This is a genomic window from Pseudoalteromonas arctica A 37-1-2 (assembly GCF_000238395.3).
Taxonomy (GTDB): Bacteria; Pseudomonadota; Gammaproteobacteria; order Enterobacterales; family Alteromonadaceae; genus Pseudoalteromonas; species Pseudoalteromonas arctica.
Genome location: NZ_CP011026.1, coordinates 116,391 through 133,179 on the forward strand (window position 1 = coordinate 116,391; position 16,789 = coordinate 133,179).

Sequence of the window (16,789 nt, forward strand, 5' to 3'; positions counted from 1 at the left end):
CTACCAGTACTGCTCTACAGTAATGTTACCGGGTGCTTTGCGGCGGTTACGCGTAAAGTTTTTATCGAGAAGTAGCGCGGTTGTGTCTTTTACCATTTGTGGGTTTCCGCAAATCATAAATTGCGCGTTACTAGGCTCAGGGGTTAATTTTACATGTTCAAACAAGCCGTTGCTCTCAATAGCGTTAGTAATCCGGCCACTTAAGCCTTGTAATGGCTCTTCTCTACTTACAACAGGAATATAGTTGAGTTGTTCTGGGTACACTCTTAATAACTCGTTAATAAGTGCCTGATAGCTTAAATCGTTATTAAAACGTACACCATGCACTAAGTTTATGCTTTTGTATTTTTTCCATACATCGGGCTGTTGCAATATTGATAAAAAAGGCCCTATGGCAGTGCCAGTACCTAACATCCAAAGCTGATCGCTTTGTGGTATTTCATCAAGAGTAAAAAAGCCAGTTGCGTGTTGTTCTATTAATACGGTTTCGCCAGGTTGTAATGTGGCTAAGCGAGGAGAAAGCAAACCGTCAATAACGTTAATAAGGTAAAATTCAAGATCGGGGTTTTCAGGGGCGTTCACATATGAATAAGCCCGAGCAATACGCTTGTCGCCATCCATTATTGAAAGCTTTGTAAATTGCCCTGCTTTAAAAGGCTCTACATTAGCATTAACGGTTAAGCTAAAGAGCGTTTCGCTCCACCATATTACGCTTTTTACTGTTGCTTCAACCCAATTAGACATAGTTACCTCTTGGTTTAGCCATTAAAGTTTTAAATAACTCACTCCATAAACATTAGCATTAAGCGACAAAGACTTACAGGAGAATATGACTCGATTTAAAGCAGTGATGTATGCAGTATTTACCAATAAAATAATGTGAATAATTAGCTCTGCGATAAGAGCCATTAATTGCATAAGGAAAAGCGAAGCAGCAGTAACTAAGAAAAATAAAGTCAAAAAAACAGTGCTTTTTTATTTTATCACTCACTTTAAAAGCGCTGCGTCTTATATCACCATTAGTGAATTATTTACTTGAAAAACTATTGCACTAGGAGAAGCCAAAGAGGAGTAAATGAGAAGAACCAAGCCAGAAATGAGTATTTTATCACTGACTCTAAAAGCGTAGCGTCTCTTAACCTCTTAGTGAATTATTTATTTAAGCCTTTGTTAATTAATTTTATAGTTAAACTCAAATTCCACACATAAAAAAACGGCGCTAAATTTAGCACCGTTTTTATAAGCAATTAGAAAAAGTTTACGCTTTTTTCTCTTCACAACTTGCTAGGTATTCGTCAAACGTACCTTGGAAGTCGATTACTTTTTTATCTTTAATATCAATGATACGCGTAGCTAATGACGATACAAACTCACGGTCATGGCTTACAAAAATAAGCGTACCTTCAAAGTCTTTAAGCGCATTGTTAAGCGCTTCAATGGCTTCCATATCCATGTGGTTAGTTGGTTCGTCCATAACAAGCACATTAACGTCTTGCATCATTAACTTACCAAATAACAGGCGGTTTTTTTCACCACCAGAACAGTTACGCGCTTTTTTGTTTGAATCGTCTGCTGTAAACAACAAACGGCCTAACATGCCACGAACCATTAAATCGTTGTGCTTAGCTGTACGCCATTGCGACATCCAATCAAACAATGTTAAATCGTTTTCAAAATCTTTTGTGCTGTCTTGCGGGCAATAACCAAAGGTCGCATTTTCAGACCATTTAATTTCGCCTTCATTACTTTTAAGCTCGTCTACTAAACAGCGTAAAAATGTAGTTTTACCCACACCATTTTCGCCAATTACAGCAAGCTTAGCGCCAGCTTCTAGTAGTAAGTCGCCACCAGTAAATAACGTTTCGCCATCAAAACCATGGCCAAGCTTATTAACTTCAAGCGCTTGACGATACATTTTTTTACCTTCGTCAAACGAAAGTGATGGGCTCATACGGCTTGAAGATTTAACTTCATCAAGCTTAATTTTATCCATTTTTTTAGCACGCGAACTCGCTTGCTTAGCTTTTGAAGCGTTAGCACCAAAACGGTTAACAAAGTCTTGTAGCTCGTCAATTTCAGCACTCTTTTTAGCATTTTCAGCTAAAAGTTGCTCGCGTTGTAGGCCCGCAGCATCTAAAAACTTCTCGTAGTTACCAGGATAAATACGCAGCTCGCCGTAATCAATGTCGGCCATGTGTGTACATACCGAGTTTAAAAAGTGACGGTCATGGGAAATAATAATCATCGTACATTTACGTTTGTTAAGCTCGTTAGCAAGCCACGTAATTGTATGAATATCCAAGTTATTGGTAGGCTCATCCAGTAGCAAAATGTCAGGATTTGCAAATAACGCTTGTGCTAAAAGCACACGTAGTTTCCAACCTGGAGCAACGTTTGCCATTAACCCGTAATGAAATTCTTTATCGATACCCGCTTCAAGCAAAATTTCTTCAGCGCGGCTTTCTGCCGTGTAACCGTCCATTTCAGCAAATACGCTTTCAAGATCGGCTACTTTCATGCCGTCGTCTTCGCTCATTTCTGGTAACGAGTAAATACGTTCGCGCTCTTGCTTTACTTTCCAAAGCTCCACGTCGCCCATAATTACCGCGTCTACAACGCTGTATTGCTCAAAAGCAAACTGGTCTTGGCTTAGGTTACCTAATTTCAACCCTGGAGTAATAGATACATTACCCGCACTTGGAACAAGCGCACCGCTTAAAATTTTCATGAAAGTCGACTTGCCGCAGCCGTTAGCGCCAATTAAACCGTAACGGTTACCGTTACCAAATTTAGCTGAAATGTTTTCAAACAACGGCTCTGCGCCAAACTGCATCGTAATATTTGCGGTGGAGATCAAAAAGGGTAATCCTAGATTAGTACTGACAGGAGTACGCTGCAGCAATACGCCACAAACAAGAACCAGACAATAGGGTAAATTAGCTGGCGAATTATACAGATCAGCCACAACGAATGAAAGATAAAAGGCAGCTAATTTATAACCAAGTAAAAATAACGGCAATTCTCGGTTTTAAGTCACTATTTTTAGCGTGAGCGGTGGTGCTTAGTTACAGCGGGGAATGTAAATAAGCACTAACGCCAGGCAATATTAAAGAAGTGTTGCAGTCAAAGAGCTAAGTTATTGCCCATGCTTTAATGCACAGGTTGATAAATTAACTTTATAGCAGCCGCATTTTTAGTAATTAATTGATTAACGGTCGCCACGTCATCAAGTGTTAGCGACTCCTTACTTAGCATAAAGTGCACATTGTTAACGTTAATCGGTGTAATAGACTTTACCTGCGTAATTGAGGGGTGTTTTTTTACAAAGTACTGCGCAACCACAGAGTCTTCAATAACATAGTCAATTCGTTTTTTATCTAGCATGCTAAATCGATTATTTGCTTGAGCAGTAAGCACTACCTGTGTTGAATACTTAGTTTTTAGTTGTTCAAGCTCGTTACCAAAAAAGCTTCCTCGGTTAATACCAGCTGTAAACTCCTTACTAAAAAGCTCAGGTAAACTTGTTACATCAGGCGAGTCTTTATGTTTATAAAGATGCATAACTTCTGCGCGATAAGGCAAACTAAAATGCGCATATTGAGCGCGTTTTTTTGTGTAACTTGCCGCGTAAGTTATATCTACTCGGCCATTTTTAAGCTCAGCTTGAACACGCGAAAAACTCGGGAAATAAGTCCATTTAATACAAAATTTTGAATCTTTAAAAATAGCGTTTACAGCATCCACTTCTGTGCCTAAAAATGTATCACCTTGCTTAACAAGGTAAGGCGGCCAATTAGTTTCGTTAGTGCCCATTACCAATGTTTTTGAACACGCAAGGGCATTAAAGTGAGTAAATAGCAGTGTAGTAAATGTTAAAAATAAAGTTTTCATTACACTCCTAGTATTTAAATAGCGCATTAAGTGCTGTTTTGTTTTTGTTTATATGCTCATTAATTACTGCAAGCTCAGTAACCGACACCGTTTTTTTGCTAAACATTAAATAAATATCGTCTTTATTTACATACTCAATGTTGGTTACTAATTTTATATTTGAGCCCTTTTGGCCAAAATAAGCACCCACTAACTCGTCTTCAATAGCAAAATCAATACGTTGTTTATTAAGCATTTCAAAGCGTTTACTGGTTGCACTGGTGTATTCAATCTGCTTTTTATATTTAGTTTTATATTGCTCAAATTCCTCGCCGTAGTAGCTTCCAAAGTTAGCGCCAACAATAAAGCCTTGTTTAAAAATGTCTTCGAGGTTTTTAACGCTATGCTGATTATTTTTGTTTTCGTATAAACGCATAACTTCAGTTCGGTAGTTATCACTAAAGTGCACATATTTAGCGCGCTCATCTGTATAACTTGCAGCCCACTCTAAATCAATACGGCCGTATTTAAGCTCAATAAAAGCCCGCTTAGAATTTGGTAGCAACTTAACTTCAAAACAAAAAGGGGAGTCAGCAAATATAATGTTAAGTGCATCAACCTCCGAGCCTTGCAGTTTACCGTTAATACCCATTACATAAGGCGGCCAAAAAGCATCGTGCGATGCCACGCTAAAGGTTCTCTCACAAGCAAATACATTAAATGGGGCCGTAAACAGCAAACATAAAAATACGGTAATTAATTTATTCATTACGCCTCATAGTTATTATTTTGCTCATTATTACAACAGTATAAACCAGCTTTTGTATTTTAGCGGCGCGGGTTTGTATGAATATGTAAAAACCATCCGTAATTATGAGAACGCCTAGTATGCAGGTGTTTATAGAAGGGGGGGTATTGCATTTTATATTTTATACTGCGTATGTATCACTCAACATCAGTGCTTAATAACAATGGCGTATTAATTTAAAAATTTCTACTTATTAAGCCTATATTTAATGTGCTTGTTCCTGTAGATTAAACAAATAATGAATGCAGTATTAACAGTGCCTTAGCTGTTAAACGATTAGCCAAGGAGCGGTGAGTCTCGTGTCAAACACCACACTTACTTATTACAACCAAAATGCCAAAGCCTTTAGCGACTCAACACTAAACGTTGATATGTCGGCGCTTTATGCTGAGTTTTTACCGCACGTTGCACAGCACGGGAGTATTTTAGATGCCGGTTGTGGCAGTGCGCGCGATGCCGCTTTTTTTAAAGCGCAGGGTTTTACTGTAAGTGCGTTTGATGCAAGCCCAGAGCTGGCAGAGTTGGCAAGCAGTTACTTACAACAACCTGTAGCGATTAAAACATTCCAAGAGCTAAATTGTGTAAATCAATACGACGGTATTTGGTGCTGTGCTAGTTTATTACACGTTCCAAAGGCTGAGTTACCGCAGGTGTTTTTAAACCTACAACGTGCGCTTAAACCGAATGGCGTTTTGTATGTTTCGTTCAAATATGGCGATACAGAGCGTGTGCATAATGGTCGTGAATTTACCGATTTAACCGAAAATTCTTTAACGCATTTACTTAGCAATACGCAGTTAAAAGCTATTAAACAATGGCAAAGTGTTGACAAGCGACCAGAGCGCGAAAGTGAAGTGTGGCTAAATGCGCTTATAAAAGTAGTGCACGTTTTATGATTGGAGCAATGCAGCAACAGCTCGACTTTATTGCATATATTCAGCGAATGTTGGTCGAAGGTGAATTCACAGCTACTTATAAATATGCATTGTTACATGCAATTGCTGATGTGTGTGTAGAGCATAAAAATAGTAATCCCGCTGCTCCAATGGAAATTGAAATCGACACTCTGGTTGATAAGTTTATTCAACTGTATTGGAATCACTCGGTGCCCTATGCGTTGGGTACAACAGATATAATAACCAATGCCGAAGATATGTTACTTAAGCAAAATAGCTTAGGCCAAGCAAAGTTCATTACCGAGATATTTAAGCTGCAAAATGCAGGTATTAAAAGTTATAACGCATTCAAAAATGATCAGCAATACAGCAAAGTAATAAGCTCATTACGGCGTACATTTATTGATGGGCCTCTTTGGCGCTTGCAGTTACTTTCGGGAAAAGAAGAGTGCTTTTTATATCCTCATACACTTTTAGGTAAAGGCAGAGAGCCAAAGCGAATTGTTTTAAATGTAGGTATTGCTCAGTGTTTTAGGCGTTTTTACGATTTGGTTGTGCATCTTAGTGTTACTGAATGGGTAGAAAAAGTACAAACAATAAAAGCGAATCAAACGTTATTGGGATCGCAAAGCCAGCTACAAGAGTTTTTATTTGGTACTAATAGAACTGCTTTAAAAGTAGTTGCGCCGCTGCTTATTGATATTCAAAAAGGGCTTTGCTTTTATTGCCAAAAGCCAATGAATCTAAAAAACGAAAAAGAAACTAAAAAAACACCAGAGATCGATCATTTTATCCCGTTTAAGCGTTATCCAAACGACTTAGCACATAACTTTGTTGCTGCGCATGCTGATTGTAATAACAATAAGCGAGACCACCTCGCAGCATTCGCTCACCGCGACCGCTGGCTAGAACAAAACCTCGATACTCATAAAGCCGAAATCGCCAATAAACTCCAACCTTACTTTTATTGTGATTCAGATAAGTCACTGGCAGTCAGTAATTGGGCATATCAGGTTGCACAGGCTAACAGTGCAAAGTTATGGGTAAAGAAAGGTTATTTTGAAGAGGCGGCTGGTTTTAAATATCAGCAACCAAGTGCTGGGCTGGATTTAGTAGCGGAAGAAAAGCCAAGGTATGACGTGTAATACATAATTTGTAGTTCGTGCTGTAGGCGGGAGTTTATCTCGCGCTTTGGGTTGTAGCCGCAAAGCTTGCTCGCGCGAAAAGCGAAGCTTTTAAACTTCGGTGTAATTAATGTGTAGGTGCGATTTTATATCGCGCTCATAAGTTTTTTGCTTGGTATTCAAGGGATTAAAAACCTCTATTCGAGGTTATATCGCGTTGGCGATGGCAACCAAAGGGCGGCTGCCGCCGACCGCCCTTTGGAATCCCACGGCGCACCCGAGGATCACACTTTATCTTCAACTTACGTGAATGATGTGAACGTAACCAGCGTAGATAGGCCATCCATGGCCAAGCTACGCTTTGTACAGCATCCATGCTGTAAATTACTCATCATCAACTAAGTTTCAGGTGTGATCACGGGGAATGAGAGTGTGTTGGTAGATTGGTGTATGTACATGTTTGATTGGTTTTTACACGTTAGAGTAAAAAATAATATTAAATGACCTAGGGTTTATAGTAGTAAGACTTTATGAGAAAACATTCTTTTGCAAGTAGCTTTGAAGATGTTACCCCTAATCCGGAATATCTAATTAAATCGATTTCCGAACAAGGTTATAGCTTTGAAGCTGCTATAGCTGATCTGATTGATAATTCTATTTCTGCTGATGCAGACAAAATAGAAATTTTAATTGATACAGAAAGTGAGCCATTTAAACTCTTTCTGGCAGATAATGGTAAAGGGATGAATGAAAACCAATTAAAAAACTGTATGAAATTTCCTAGCCAATCACCTGATGTAAACCGGCTTAATAAAGACCTTGGTCGGTTTGGTTTAGGAATGAAAACAGCTTCCTTCTCCCAGACTAGAAAATTTACGACCATATCAAGACCTAGAGGGGAGGTCTCATTTTCTGCTAGAACTTGGGATTTAGAACTACTTAAAAACAATAAATGGAACCTTTTAGTTAATTCTTATGAAGATGTTGTCGATATTTTAGAACAGTATATAAATATTAGTCATTCTCGTATTAATGCAATCCCTGACTTTGAAGCTAACACAATTATTGTTTGGGAAGGGTTGTACAAATTTGAGCAGTATCTAGAAGAAAAAAACCGTGAAAATGCACTATTTAAAGAAGTAGATATAATTTCAGAACACTTAAGTTTAGTTTTTCACCGCTTTATGGAGAAGCAAGGCAAAAGTCTTCAAATTAGAATTAATAATCAAGTCTTAAAACCATTTAACCCATTTCCAATTAAAGAGAATGATTTTAGATCATTGGAGTTTAGAAAAAGAAAGTTCGGGGATGACTCCATTAAGATAGAGGGTTTTATCTTGCCTTCTAGAAGTATCAAAGAAGCTAATCAGGGATTGTCTATATGGGCTACAAAAAATCGTAGCCTAATGGATATGGAGGGCATTTATATTTACAGAGCCGATAGGTTAATCTTGTTTGGTGGTTGGAATGGATTAATAAAGAAGGCGCCTCGCCTTCAATTAGCTCGATTACAGGTAGAAATAGGTAACAGTGCTGATCATTTGCTTCATTTAAACGTGGCAAAATCACAAGTTATTATTCCCCATGAGTTAAAAAATGCTTTTCAAGGTTATATAAATGACTTGAAACAAGAAGCAGAAAAAGAATTTTATAATCGTGGAATAAGACAGTTTAACGAACCAAAAGATACTTCCCACGTTCATTTGTTTGAAAGAAGGACTTCCAGTAAAGGTCCAGTATTAGAAATTAACAAAGGGTTTGAATTAATTAAAAGCTTATTTTCTGAATTAGATAACAAGCAATCAGCAAAGCTCAATATGCTTTTGTCTATGGTTAATACCCGCATTAACAAAATAAGAAATACACATGAAAATCAAGACTTTACTATTTCAAGAAGTCTTTCTGAGGAAGAGCTTCTCATTAATATTCAGGACTTAGTTATGCGAGGTATTGATCCTGAGGTCATATACAAGTTTGTAATTCCAGAGCTTGGTTTTAATGTTGATTCACTTCCGCAAGCGGTTATAAAAATTTTAGAAGGAGTTAAATAATGTCTGCTCATGAGTATGTAGAACAAATAAAAAAGATGATTAATGCTTTGGCCGAAAACTTATCTGATACTAATAATATTTTATTGAGTGATTTTGAAGCTATATTTGAAAAAATCAAAGTAAATATACCAATAATGGCTCCAATGATTGGTTTACCTATTGTAGATGATATTTCTTTAAGAAGTTACTTTGATCTTGCGAGGAAAGAGTATTTATCTATTAACCCGACTCAAATAGATCCTGCTGACTCTCTAAGTAAAACTAAGAATAAATCTTGGTTAACTTCAAGAAGAAAGGACGCTATCAAGTGGAATTATACCGAGCGCTATTTGAGGCTCTTAAAAAAGACCGGTCGTTCTGAAAAAATAATAAACGAAACTAGTCGTTCAAGTGAAGATATTATCAGTAAGCTTGGAGATCCATCCTCTTCAGACGAGTTTTATGTAAAAGGGCTCGTGGTCGGTGAAGTTCAGTCAGGCAAAACGGGTAATTTTAATGCTGTTATTAATCGTGCTGTAGATAGCGGCTACGGTTTAATTATCATATTATCGGGGATAATGGAGGATTTGAGAAGTCAAACTCAACAAAGGATTGAAAGTGATGTCATTGGTGAAGGTCTCGACGAAGAATCAGGGAAAAAAGGTAAGAAAGGTGTTGGCAACATAGCTAGGTTTGGTCAACTAGGTAACTCTGAAGTTAAGCAAGTAGTTTCCGTTACATCTGTTAATTCAGACTTTAAGAAAAGCCTAGTCGACGCTGAGTTTTCTCTAAATCATACTAATATTTTGGTATGTAAGAAAAATGTAAGTGTTCTTAAAAATCTAATAGTTTGGTTAAGTGATTATGTGGATAAAGGGAAAGAGCAACTTAATATCCCATTCTTAATTATCGATGATGAGGCCGACAATGCCTCTCTAAATAATGAAGGTTCCAAAGGACATGAATATGCATCGAAGATAAATGGCCACATTAGAGCTCTTCTAAACCTTTTCCATAAAAAGTCTTACCTAGGTTATACCGCTACCCCATTTGCTAATGTTCTTCAAGATAGGAATGAACAGCCGACTAAAGATTGGCCGATAAAATATAAAGATAAAGGTGAAAACCGAGAAAAACTCTTGAAGCAGGTTGATAATATTTTTCCTGAAGACTTCATCTATTTGTTGAACTCACCAAGCAATTATATTGGTGCAAAGCAGATCTTTGAAACCCTAGAGGTTATTGATAATAAAGCTGAAGGGGAAAAAATCCCATTACTAGCCTCTCCAGTTGATGACTACATCTCTGAATTTCCAACCAGAGTATTTGATGAAGACGATCTGTAGTGGTCAATAAAATTTGGCCACAGTTTTAGAGTCTTTGTATCTAATCTCAGATTCATTTGGCGCTAAACCAGCATTATAATGATGCGGTCTAACGTTGTTGTAATATCCGTTGATATAATCACTCACACTATATTTAGCGTCTATAAAATTCCCATATCCAACCTTTGGCATCCATTCTGTTTTAAAGCTTCTAAAAAATCGCTCCATTGGCGCATTATCCCAACAATTTCCGCGTCGACTCATGCTTTGTGTGATTTTATAGCGCCATAAACGTTGGCGGTACTTCAAGCTCGTATAATGGCTTCCTTGGTCTGAGTGAAACATCAACCCACTTGGTCTGCCTCTGCTTTCGTAGGCTAACTCAAGCGCTTTTAGCGTTAAGTTAGAATCCGGCGACAATGACATTGCCCAACCCACAACTTTACGCGCAAATAAATCAATAACGACCGCTAAATAAGCCCAGCGATTGCCTATCCAAATATATGTAACATCACCGCACCACACGGTATTCGGTTCAACAACATCGAACTGCCTATCAAGCAGGTTTGGGATTTCAAGATGTTCATTACCGCCGCGTTTATATGAATGTTGAGGTACTTGGCAGCTTTCTAGCTTTAATTTAATCATTAGCTTAGCAGCACGATAACGGCTTAATTCAAAATCGTTATTCGTTGCGATTGCCGCGATTGTCCTCGCACCTGCTGAGCCCCCACTCATTGTATGTATGGCTTTAACTTCAGCCTCTAACCTTACTTGCTCTGGTGTCGGTGTCGTATCCCGTATAGCCCAGTATTTATAGCTGCTACGATGCACATTAAATACACTACATAGCACACTAATTGGGTAACGCTCTCGTTGATTTAATTTCTCAATTAACGAGAATTGTTCAGGGAGTCGGACATCAAGAGAGCGGTAGCCTTTTTTAATATATCCTTTTCTAATTCAATGCGTTGGATTTGCTTTTTAAGTTCACGGATTTCAATTTGTTCGGGTGTCATTGGTGAAGCCAATGGTGACTGGCCATTACGTTCTTGCTTTAATTGAGCAACCCATTTACTTACGGTTGATTTACCAACACCCATCGCTTTGGCTGCTTCTTCTTGTGTATAACCTTGGTCAACTACAAGTTGAGCCGTTTCTAATTTGATTGCAGCGGAGTACGTTGCACGGTTTAATTTTGTCATTTTTTTCACCCAAATTTGTATGCAAATAGCATAACATTTCTTTCTTAATGGGTGGCCAAAATCACTGTACCACTACAGTCAATGAATCTAAGGAAAGGTTACAGCTGTTTATTATAGATGAGTCATCTTTAGATGAAACAACAGCTGAGCAAGACTTGTGCGTATCGTTGAAGGCTGATTATGAAAGACAATTTAAAAAAGCTGTTAAGTTTTTAAATCTTTCTGTAAAGGGGACTTTAAGCGATAAGGTTCAAGATTCTGACGGTGTAGTTAAGTCCCTTATTGCTAAAATTAACTCCGAGGAGGGACTTGAGCAATTTGATGTAGTTGAAATATTTTTACTCACATTAACAGCAACTGTTTCAAATAAAGGAGAGTCGATACAGCCTCGAAAAGTCCATTTCGAAGATGATTTTTTGAAAGTTAAGTATGAAAAAGATAATGTTTCCATAACAAAAGATATCTTAATTTTAAAGAAAGTTATTGACTTGAACTTTTTAGCTAGCGTAATCGAGTCTCGAGGCAACCGGGAACCACTAACTATTAACTTTACTCGCGATTTCAAAAAACGGATTGAAGTTATTCAAGCTGCGGACGAGAGAAATTTTGCATCATACTTGTGCGTTTTAGATGCTGAAGTCATTTCGGGATTATATAAACGATACAGTAGTCGTTTATTGGAAAAAAATGTTCGTTCTTTTTTACAGTTTAAAGGAGTAAATAAAGGGATCAAAGAAACAATACGAACCAAGCCAGAACAATTTATTGCATTTAATAATGGCTTAACTGTTACCGCCACAAATGCAATCATTAAGCCCTATAAAAAATCTCAATACTTAGAAGCTTTAACTGATTTCCAGATAGTTAACGGTGGACAAACAACAGCGTCAATATATTTTTCACATAAAGAGGGATTAGATATCAGTAAAGTTAAGGTAATGGCAAAAATTAATGTTGCTAAAAATGTTGCTGAAAATGATTTAGACAATTTAATCTCAAATATTAGTCAGTTTTCCAACACGCAATCTCGTGTATCAAATGTGGATTTACGCTCTAAAAGTCCACAGTTGAGAACCTTAAAGTCGCTGAGCGATAGCATAATAACGCCAAGCGGGTTTAGATGGTTTTTTGAACGAGCAAAGGGAGAGTTTTTAACTAAAGTCAGACATGCAGGCTCTAATGGTAATCGCCTAAAAAAAGAATTCCCAAGAGAGCGTCGCTTTACAAATATGGAACTCGCAAAGTATTACTCTGCTTGGGGTAACTCACCTCATTTAGTAAAAAAAGGCGGAGAAAAAATTTTTAGGCACTTCATTGAAATGCTCGAGTCTGAAGAAGAAGCTACAGAAAAAGTTCAAATTGATAGAGAGTTCTATGAAAAGTTGATTGCTAAAATTATTTTATTTAGACGAATGGAAAAAATTTATGGCCAAGGTAAGAACTCCCTGGGTCAATTACGGGCTGCTGTTATTCCATACACACTATCAGTGTTGTACATTTATACCGATGCTTCAGGATCAGGAAAAAGCTTTAATTTAGAAAGAATATGGAAAGAAGAAGATATTGATACTGAATTACAAGAATATTTAAAAGAGCTCATGATTCTTATGAATGAGTTAATAAAAAAATACTCTGCCAGTGAAGACTTTAATGAATATTCTAAAAAACCTGAATTATGGGAGTCAATTAAGGAATGTACAGAAATTCAAAATTTATTTAAAAAAAGCAGTACATTATCTATCTTTAAGAAATACACTATTTCATTATAAGTATGGTGCTATAAGGTGATAACAGATTACTTTAAGACTAAAGAGCTAAGTACTTTCAAGATTGCTTGTCCTATTTGGAAAGCCAAATACGGCGGCACAGCATTCCCTACTTGTACATATTGGTTAGTTCTCGTCCCTTCAAAAATGTAGTTATCAGGGAATGTTTGTAAGCGTGCTGCTTCACGGACACTTAAACTTCTACATTGCTGCGGATCGTAATGTACGAAATAGTGGCCGTCCTTTGAGATATGGCTTGTTACGGTAGTAGCGTACTTATCTGCTACTTGAACCCTAAAACGATCTGAATGTGTACCAGTATCCCAATTAGCGTGGGCCGGGGCTAGTTCTTGTGGGAAATGACGAGATTTAGGTGATAAACCTTGGATTTGTGCGTATGCAGCACAGTATGAGTAACGTAGTAAGTCATCAATCATATGGCCTCTGGTTTCATGATTTAGCACCACGTTTAGGTTAGGGTCTATATACCAGGCTTTTAGTGACTCTGGCATGGTTGGGGTTTTGCCGCTTAATGCACTTTCTGTTCTAGACAACCCGATTTTTGGTTCGAGGTTTAGGCTATTTGCTGATTCTGGGTCAAATTGTTTTTTCAGAATTCGCTTTAACTTAGCTGCATTTTTAGTAACAGCTGTTTCCCAATCTTTTGCGTTATCTTTTTGTTTTGAAAAGCCGCTGCGTAAATTTGGTAAGTCACTAATAGCTTGTTCTACGGTAACTTGGTGTTCGCATAGTTTTAGTATTTCTGGGGGGGCTTTAATATCCTCACGTATACCAAGTAAAATTACCCGATGCCTAGCTTGAGGTATACCGTATTGCTCACAACGAATTAAAAAATCAGCTGTATCTTTGTATTGTGGGTCTTCTGGATTATCAGCATCAACGACTAATGAAAAAACTTTATATTTTGGAATTTTTTTGTGTTTTGTTACTGAGCCAGGGCTGCGCAAATCTTCTAATATTTGTGGAAACATGACTTGGCCGTTAACTTTTGCTGTAAGTATTCCTCTTACATTTTCCATCACAAAAATATCAGGCTTCGCTAGGCAAATTACTTCTAAGTATTCTTTATATAAAAAGTGGCGAGTATCCTCTTCTGCAATGTAACTTTTATTCCCAGCATTTCGAGAACGCCCTGCAAGTGAATAAGCTTGGCATGGAGGCCCACCAATTAGTACTTTTGGCCCTTTATGGTCTTTTACAAGCTCTTTAATACGCTTATGAATCAGCTTATTATCTTTGCCAAGTTCTTTAGCACCATTGAGAGTTTCTTGATTGGCTTCTGTTGCAATATCGGGGTGAAGTTCAAACAACTCATCACGTGTAATTTTTCCATGCAGATAATTATAATAATTATTTAATGGCTGTGATCTTTTTTTGAGTGATCGAAAGAAGGCACGAGTAGTAAGAGTTTTATGGGCATGGAAATCTTTCTCAACAGAAATACCAATTTGAAAAGGCGATTTACCATCTGAGGTTTGGGCTGCTGAAATCCCTTCGCCAAGACCACCCGGGCCTGCGAATAAATCTATGACAAGAATTTCACCGTTTTCCATAACTTTACTACTAAATAATTTAATGACGTAGGATGATACCAGGCTTATACACGGTCTTAAAGTTTTAAATAGTAGCACTACTACTAATAGAACAAATTAGCAGCACTAATTTAAATTTAAAGGCATTAGCCAAGGCAATCCCCCGTGATCACACCCGAAATTTAATTAATGATGAGTAATTAACAGCATGGATGCTTTTAAAAGCGTAGCTTGGCCATGGATGGCCTATCTACGCTGGTTACGCTCGTATCATTAATTTAAATTGAGGAAATAATGTGATCCTCGGGGCGCTGTGGGGTTCCAAGGGGTGGTCGGCGGTATCCGCCCCTTGGTTGCAATCGCCAATGCGATATAAGTAAATTACTTTAAAAGCTTCGCTTTTCGCGCGAGCAAGCTGGGCGCCTACAGCAAATTTTAAGGCCGCTGCTCAGACATTTCCCCCTTCAACTTCACCTGCAAACACATAATTAGTGAGTAATTACTTCGCATGGATTCGAGGAAAGCGATGCTTGCAAATGGGTGAAAAACGTAGTTTTGAACGAGAGGGTAGGGATACCCGAACTGGGCAGCGTACAGGGATGTGAAAGTTGTGCGTTCATCGCGTTTACGTTCATATTAATTTAGTGTTTAAAGATAAGTGAAATTGAGGGGCGTCGTGTGATTCCAAAGAGAGACCGACGCTTGTCTTTCTTTGGTTGCCATCGCCAATGCGATATAAGTAAATTATTTTAAAAGCTTTGCTTTTCGCGCGAGCAAGCTGAGCGCCTACAGGTGTTTAGGCGGGCTTTGCTTGTTGATTGGGGTAATGAGCTAGTTACTAAAGAGAAAGCGCGATGTAAAATCGCACCTACAAATGCTAAAGCTTAATAGGCGTACTTATCTCACAATCTTTGCATACTAAAGAGTAATTTTCTTTACGTTTGCTTGTTTTAGTATTGGTGCTTGAGCACTCAGAGCATGGTGATTTCATTGGTGTATTTGCACTGCAATTACCGCATTTTACAAAGTAGCCATAGCGCCCAGAAAGAGGTTGCAAATTGGTCGCGCTATTACATTGCTTACAAGCTAATGTTATCTCTTTGATTAGATCACTTTTAGGTTTTACTTGTTCAGTATTGGTTTGCTCAGACGCTATTAAAGCCTCATCGTAAACAGATTCTGATTCGCTTATCTCTGCAGGTACATATGAAGGCTCTTGTAAGTTAGGTGATATATTTTGCTCTAAAATAAACTGGCAAATTCTATCGAGTGTTTCTTCACTGAACCAAGGTCGAACGTTTGTTGTAAAAAGATGAAGCGCATTAGGTTTAGACGCAGGAAGCTTCATTATTTCAAGTAATTTATCAGTTATAAATTCTGATTTAACTAATCGATCTTCAATTGTTTTTGGTGTGTTTTCTCGATTGATAATGGCGTTGCTCGATATGGCACAAATACTATGCCACTCTCTGCCACCAAAACCCTGTTGCAGCTTGCCAAATAATTTAGTGAGTAGGTTTGGTGCATTGTCGCGCATTAGGCTTTTTAATAGTTCTAGTTGTAATTCAACCTGTTTTATTGGCGATGGCATACCTTGCCAGTTGCCGCGATAACTGCGACTCCATTCTTGATGCTCATTAATCGTTACTTCCCCTGTAATGCTTTTAGATTCGATCAGAATAAAGCCATAGGTGTATGCGATTAGATGGTCTATTTGTGCGGTTTCGCCATTGTGTTTAAATTTCACATCGTTAAACACAAATACCTGACTATGATCTTTAAAGGCGCGGCGTAAATAAAAAGCAACGTCGAGTTCTTGCTTTTGACCTGCTTGTATTTTAGCTGAGTTGCTGTTGATGAGGGTTTTATCTTTTAGAATCATGAGGCGTCCTTTCAATCATGTATTTGCTTAGAATATCATTGAAGTACCGAATAAGAATACTGCTTAAGTTCAAAAAACGCGAGATAAACTCCCGCCTACAATTTAAAAGCTACGCTTTTCGCGCGAGATAAACTCCCACCTATAATTTAAAAGCTACGCTTTTCGCGCGAGCAAGCTGGGCGCCTACAGGTGTTTAGCTTGGCTATTAAGCTCAAAATGTCATTAACTTTCCATAAGTAACTTATGCTTTACTTATGGGGTCGTGTTTTATTTCACTTCCTATAAGTAAGGTAAAGTTTACTTATAGGCAGTAAATATACGTTCAAGCTT

At 37.9% G+C, this 16,789-nt stretch carries 12 protein-coding genes; 5 read left to right on the forward strand and 7 right to left on the reverse strand.

Annotated elements, in window-relative coordinates; genetic code table 11:
* The 4 genes from PARC_RS17995 to PARC_RS18010 form a co-directional block, all read right to left on the reverse strand.
* The gene (locus tag PARC_RS17995) at positions 1-744 is read right to left on the reverse strand and encodes a ferredoxin--NADP reductase (RefSeq protein WP_010555513.1); all 744 of its coding nucleotides are present in this window, start codon (positions 742-744) and stop codon (positions 1-3) included.
* Positions 745-1,258: 514 nt separating this feature from the next.
* Positions 1,259-2,857, reverse strand: a complete 1,599-nt coding sequence (locus PARC_RS18000) for an ABC-F family ATPase (RefSeq protein WP_010555514.1) — start codon at positions 2,855-2,857, stop codon at positions 1,259-1,261.
* 293 nt (positions 2,858-3,150) lie between these two features.
* Positions 3,151-3,891, reverse strand: coding sequence for a substrate-binding periplasmic protein (locus PARC_RS18005; protein ID WP_010555515.1), 741 nt, complete (start codon positions 3,889-3,891; stop codon positions 3,151-3,153).
* Between the two features lie 7 nt (positions 3,892-3,898).
* Positions 3,899-4,639 carry a substrate-binding periplasmic protein gene (locus PARC_RS18010; protein WP_010555516.1) on the reverse strand — a complete coding sequence of 247 codons (741 nt, stop codon included), beginning with the start codon at positions 4,637-4,639 and terminating at the stop codon, positions 3,899-3,901.
* Between the two features lie 338 nt (positions 4,640-4,977).
* Between PARC_RS18010 and PARC_RS18015 the strand changes: the two genes are divergently transcribed.
* The 4 genes from PARC_RS18015 (at position 4,978) to PARC_RS18030 (ending at position 10,074) form a co-directional block, all read left to right on the forward strand.
* Complete coding sequence (locus tag PARC_RS18015; protein ID WP_010555517.1) at positions 4,978-5,574, forward strand: class I SAM-dependent methyltransferase; 597 nt, start codon at positions 4,978-4,980, stop codon at positions 5,572-5,574.
* The gene (locus tag PARC_RS18020; RefSeq protein ID WP_010555518.1) at positions 5,571-6,719 is read left to right on the forward strand and encodes an HNH endonuclease; all 1,149 of its coding nucleotides are present in this window, start codon (positions 5,571-5,573) and stop codon (positions 6,717-6,719) included. The genes PARC_RS18015 and PARC_RS18020 overlap by 4 nt, the downstream gene beginning before the upstream one ends.
* Positions 6,720-7,228: 509 nt before the next feature.
* Complete coding sequence (locus tag PARC_RS18025) at positions 7,229-8,749, forward strand: ATP-binding protein (protein WP_010555519.1); 1,521 nt, start codon at positions 7,229-7,231, stop codon at positions 8,747-8,749.
* Complete coding sequence (locus tag PARC_RS18030; protein WP_010555520.1) at positions 8,749-10,074, forward strand: hypothetical protein; 1,326 nt, start codon at positions 8,749-8,751, stop codon at positions 10,072-10,074. The genes PARC_RS18025 and PARC_RS18030 overlap by 1 nt, the downstream gene beginning before the upstream one ends.
* A gap of 3 nt (positions 10,075-10,077) precedes the next feature.
* Here PARC_RS18030 and PARC_RS18035 read toward each other — a convergent pair.
* Positions 10,078-11,258 (reverse strand): IS3 family transposase gene (locus PARC_RS18035; RefSeq protein WP_096058046.1). Its coding sequence is split into 2 segments (ribosomal slippage): positions 10,078-11,000 and positions 11,000-11,258, totalling 1,182 coding nucleotides; the frame shifts between segments, so codons are not numbered across the junction.
* Between the two features lie 47 nt (positions 11,259-11,305).
* On the opposite strand from PARC_RS18035, the gene PARC_RS18040 reads away from it, so the two are divergent.
* Positions 11,306-13,027, forward strand: coding sequence for an AIPR family protein (locus PARC_RS18040; RefSeq protein ID WP_010555002.1), 1,722 nt, complete (start codon positions 11,306-11,308; stop codon positions 13,025-13,027).
* Positions 13,028-13,053: 26 nt separating this feature from the next.
* Here PARC_RS18040 and PARC_RS18045 read toward each other — a convergent pair whose 3' ends face one another.
* Both PARC_RS18045 and PARC_RS18050 read right to left on the reverse strand, forming a co-directional pair.
* Positions 13,054-14,598, reverse strand: a complete 1,545-nt coding sequence (locus tag PARC_RS18045) for a DNA cytosine methyltransferase (protein WP_010555001.1) — start codon at positions 14,596-14,598, stop codon at positions 13,054-13,056.
* Between the two features lie 856 nt (positions 14,599-15,454).
* A complete protein-coding gene (locus PARC_RS18050) occupies positions 15,455-16,459 on the reverse strand; it encodes a nuclease-related domain-containing protein (RefSeq protein WP_010555000.1) in 1,005 nt (334 codons plus the stop codon).
* Positions 16,460-16,789: the final 330 nt, after the last annotated feature.

What these genes read in the sequence shown, in the direction of transcription:
- PARC_RS17995 (WP_010555513.1), bottom strand. Translation starts at nt 744, where the DNA reads ATGTCTAATTGGGTTGAAGCAACAGTAAAAAGCGTAATATGGTGGAGC.
- PARC_RS18005 (WP_010555515.1), bottom strand. Translation starts at nt 3,891, where the DNA reads ATGAAAACTTTATTTTTAACATTTACTACACTGCTATTTACTCACTTT.
- PARC_RS18010 (WP_010555516.1), bottom strand. Translation starts at nt 4,639, where the DNA reads ATGAATAAATTAATTACCGTATTTTTATGTTTGCTGTTTACGGCCCCA.
- PARC_RS18020 (WP_010555518.1), top strand. Translation starts at nt 5,571, where the DNA reads ATGATTGGAGCAATGCAGCAACAGCTCGACTTTATTGCATATATTCAG.
- PARC_RS18025 (WP_010555519.1), top strand. Translation starts at nt 7,229, where the DNA reads ATGAGAAAACATTCTTTTGCAAGTAGCTTTGAAGATGTTACCCCTAAT.
- PARC_RS18030 (WP_010555520.1), top strand. Translation starts at nt 8,749, where the DNA reads ATGTCTGCTCATGAGTATGTAGAACAAATAAAAAAGATGATTAATGCT.
- PARC_RS18040 (WP_010555002.1), top strand. Translation starts at nt 11,306, where the DNA reads ATGGGTGGCCAAAATCACTGTACCACTACAGTCAATGAATCTAAGGAA.
- PARC_RS18045 (WP_010555001.1), bottom strand. Translation starts at nt 14,598, where the DNA reads ATGGAAAACGGTGAAATTCTTGTCATAGATTTATTCGCAGGCCCGGGT.
- PARC_RS18050 (WP_010555000.1), bottom strand. Translation starts at nt 16,459, where the DNA reads ATGATTCTAAAAGATAAAACCCTCATCAACAGCAACTCAGCTAAAATA.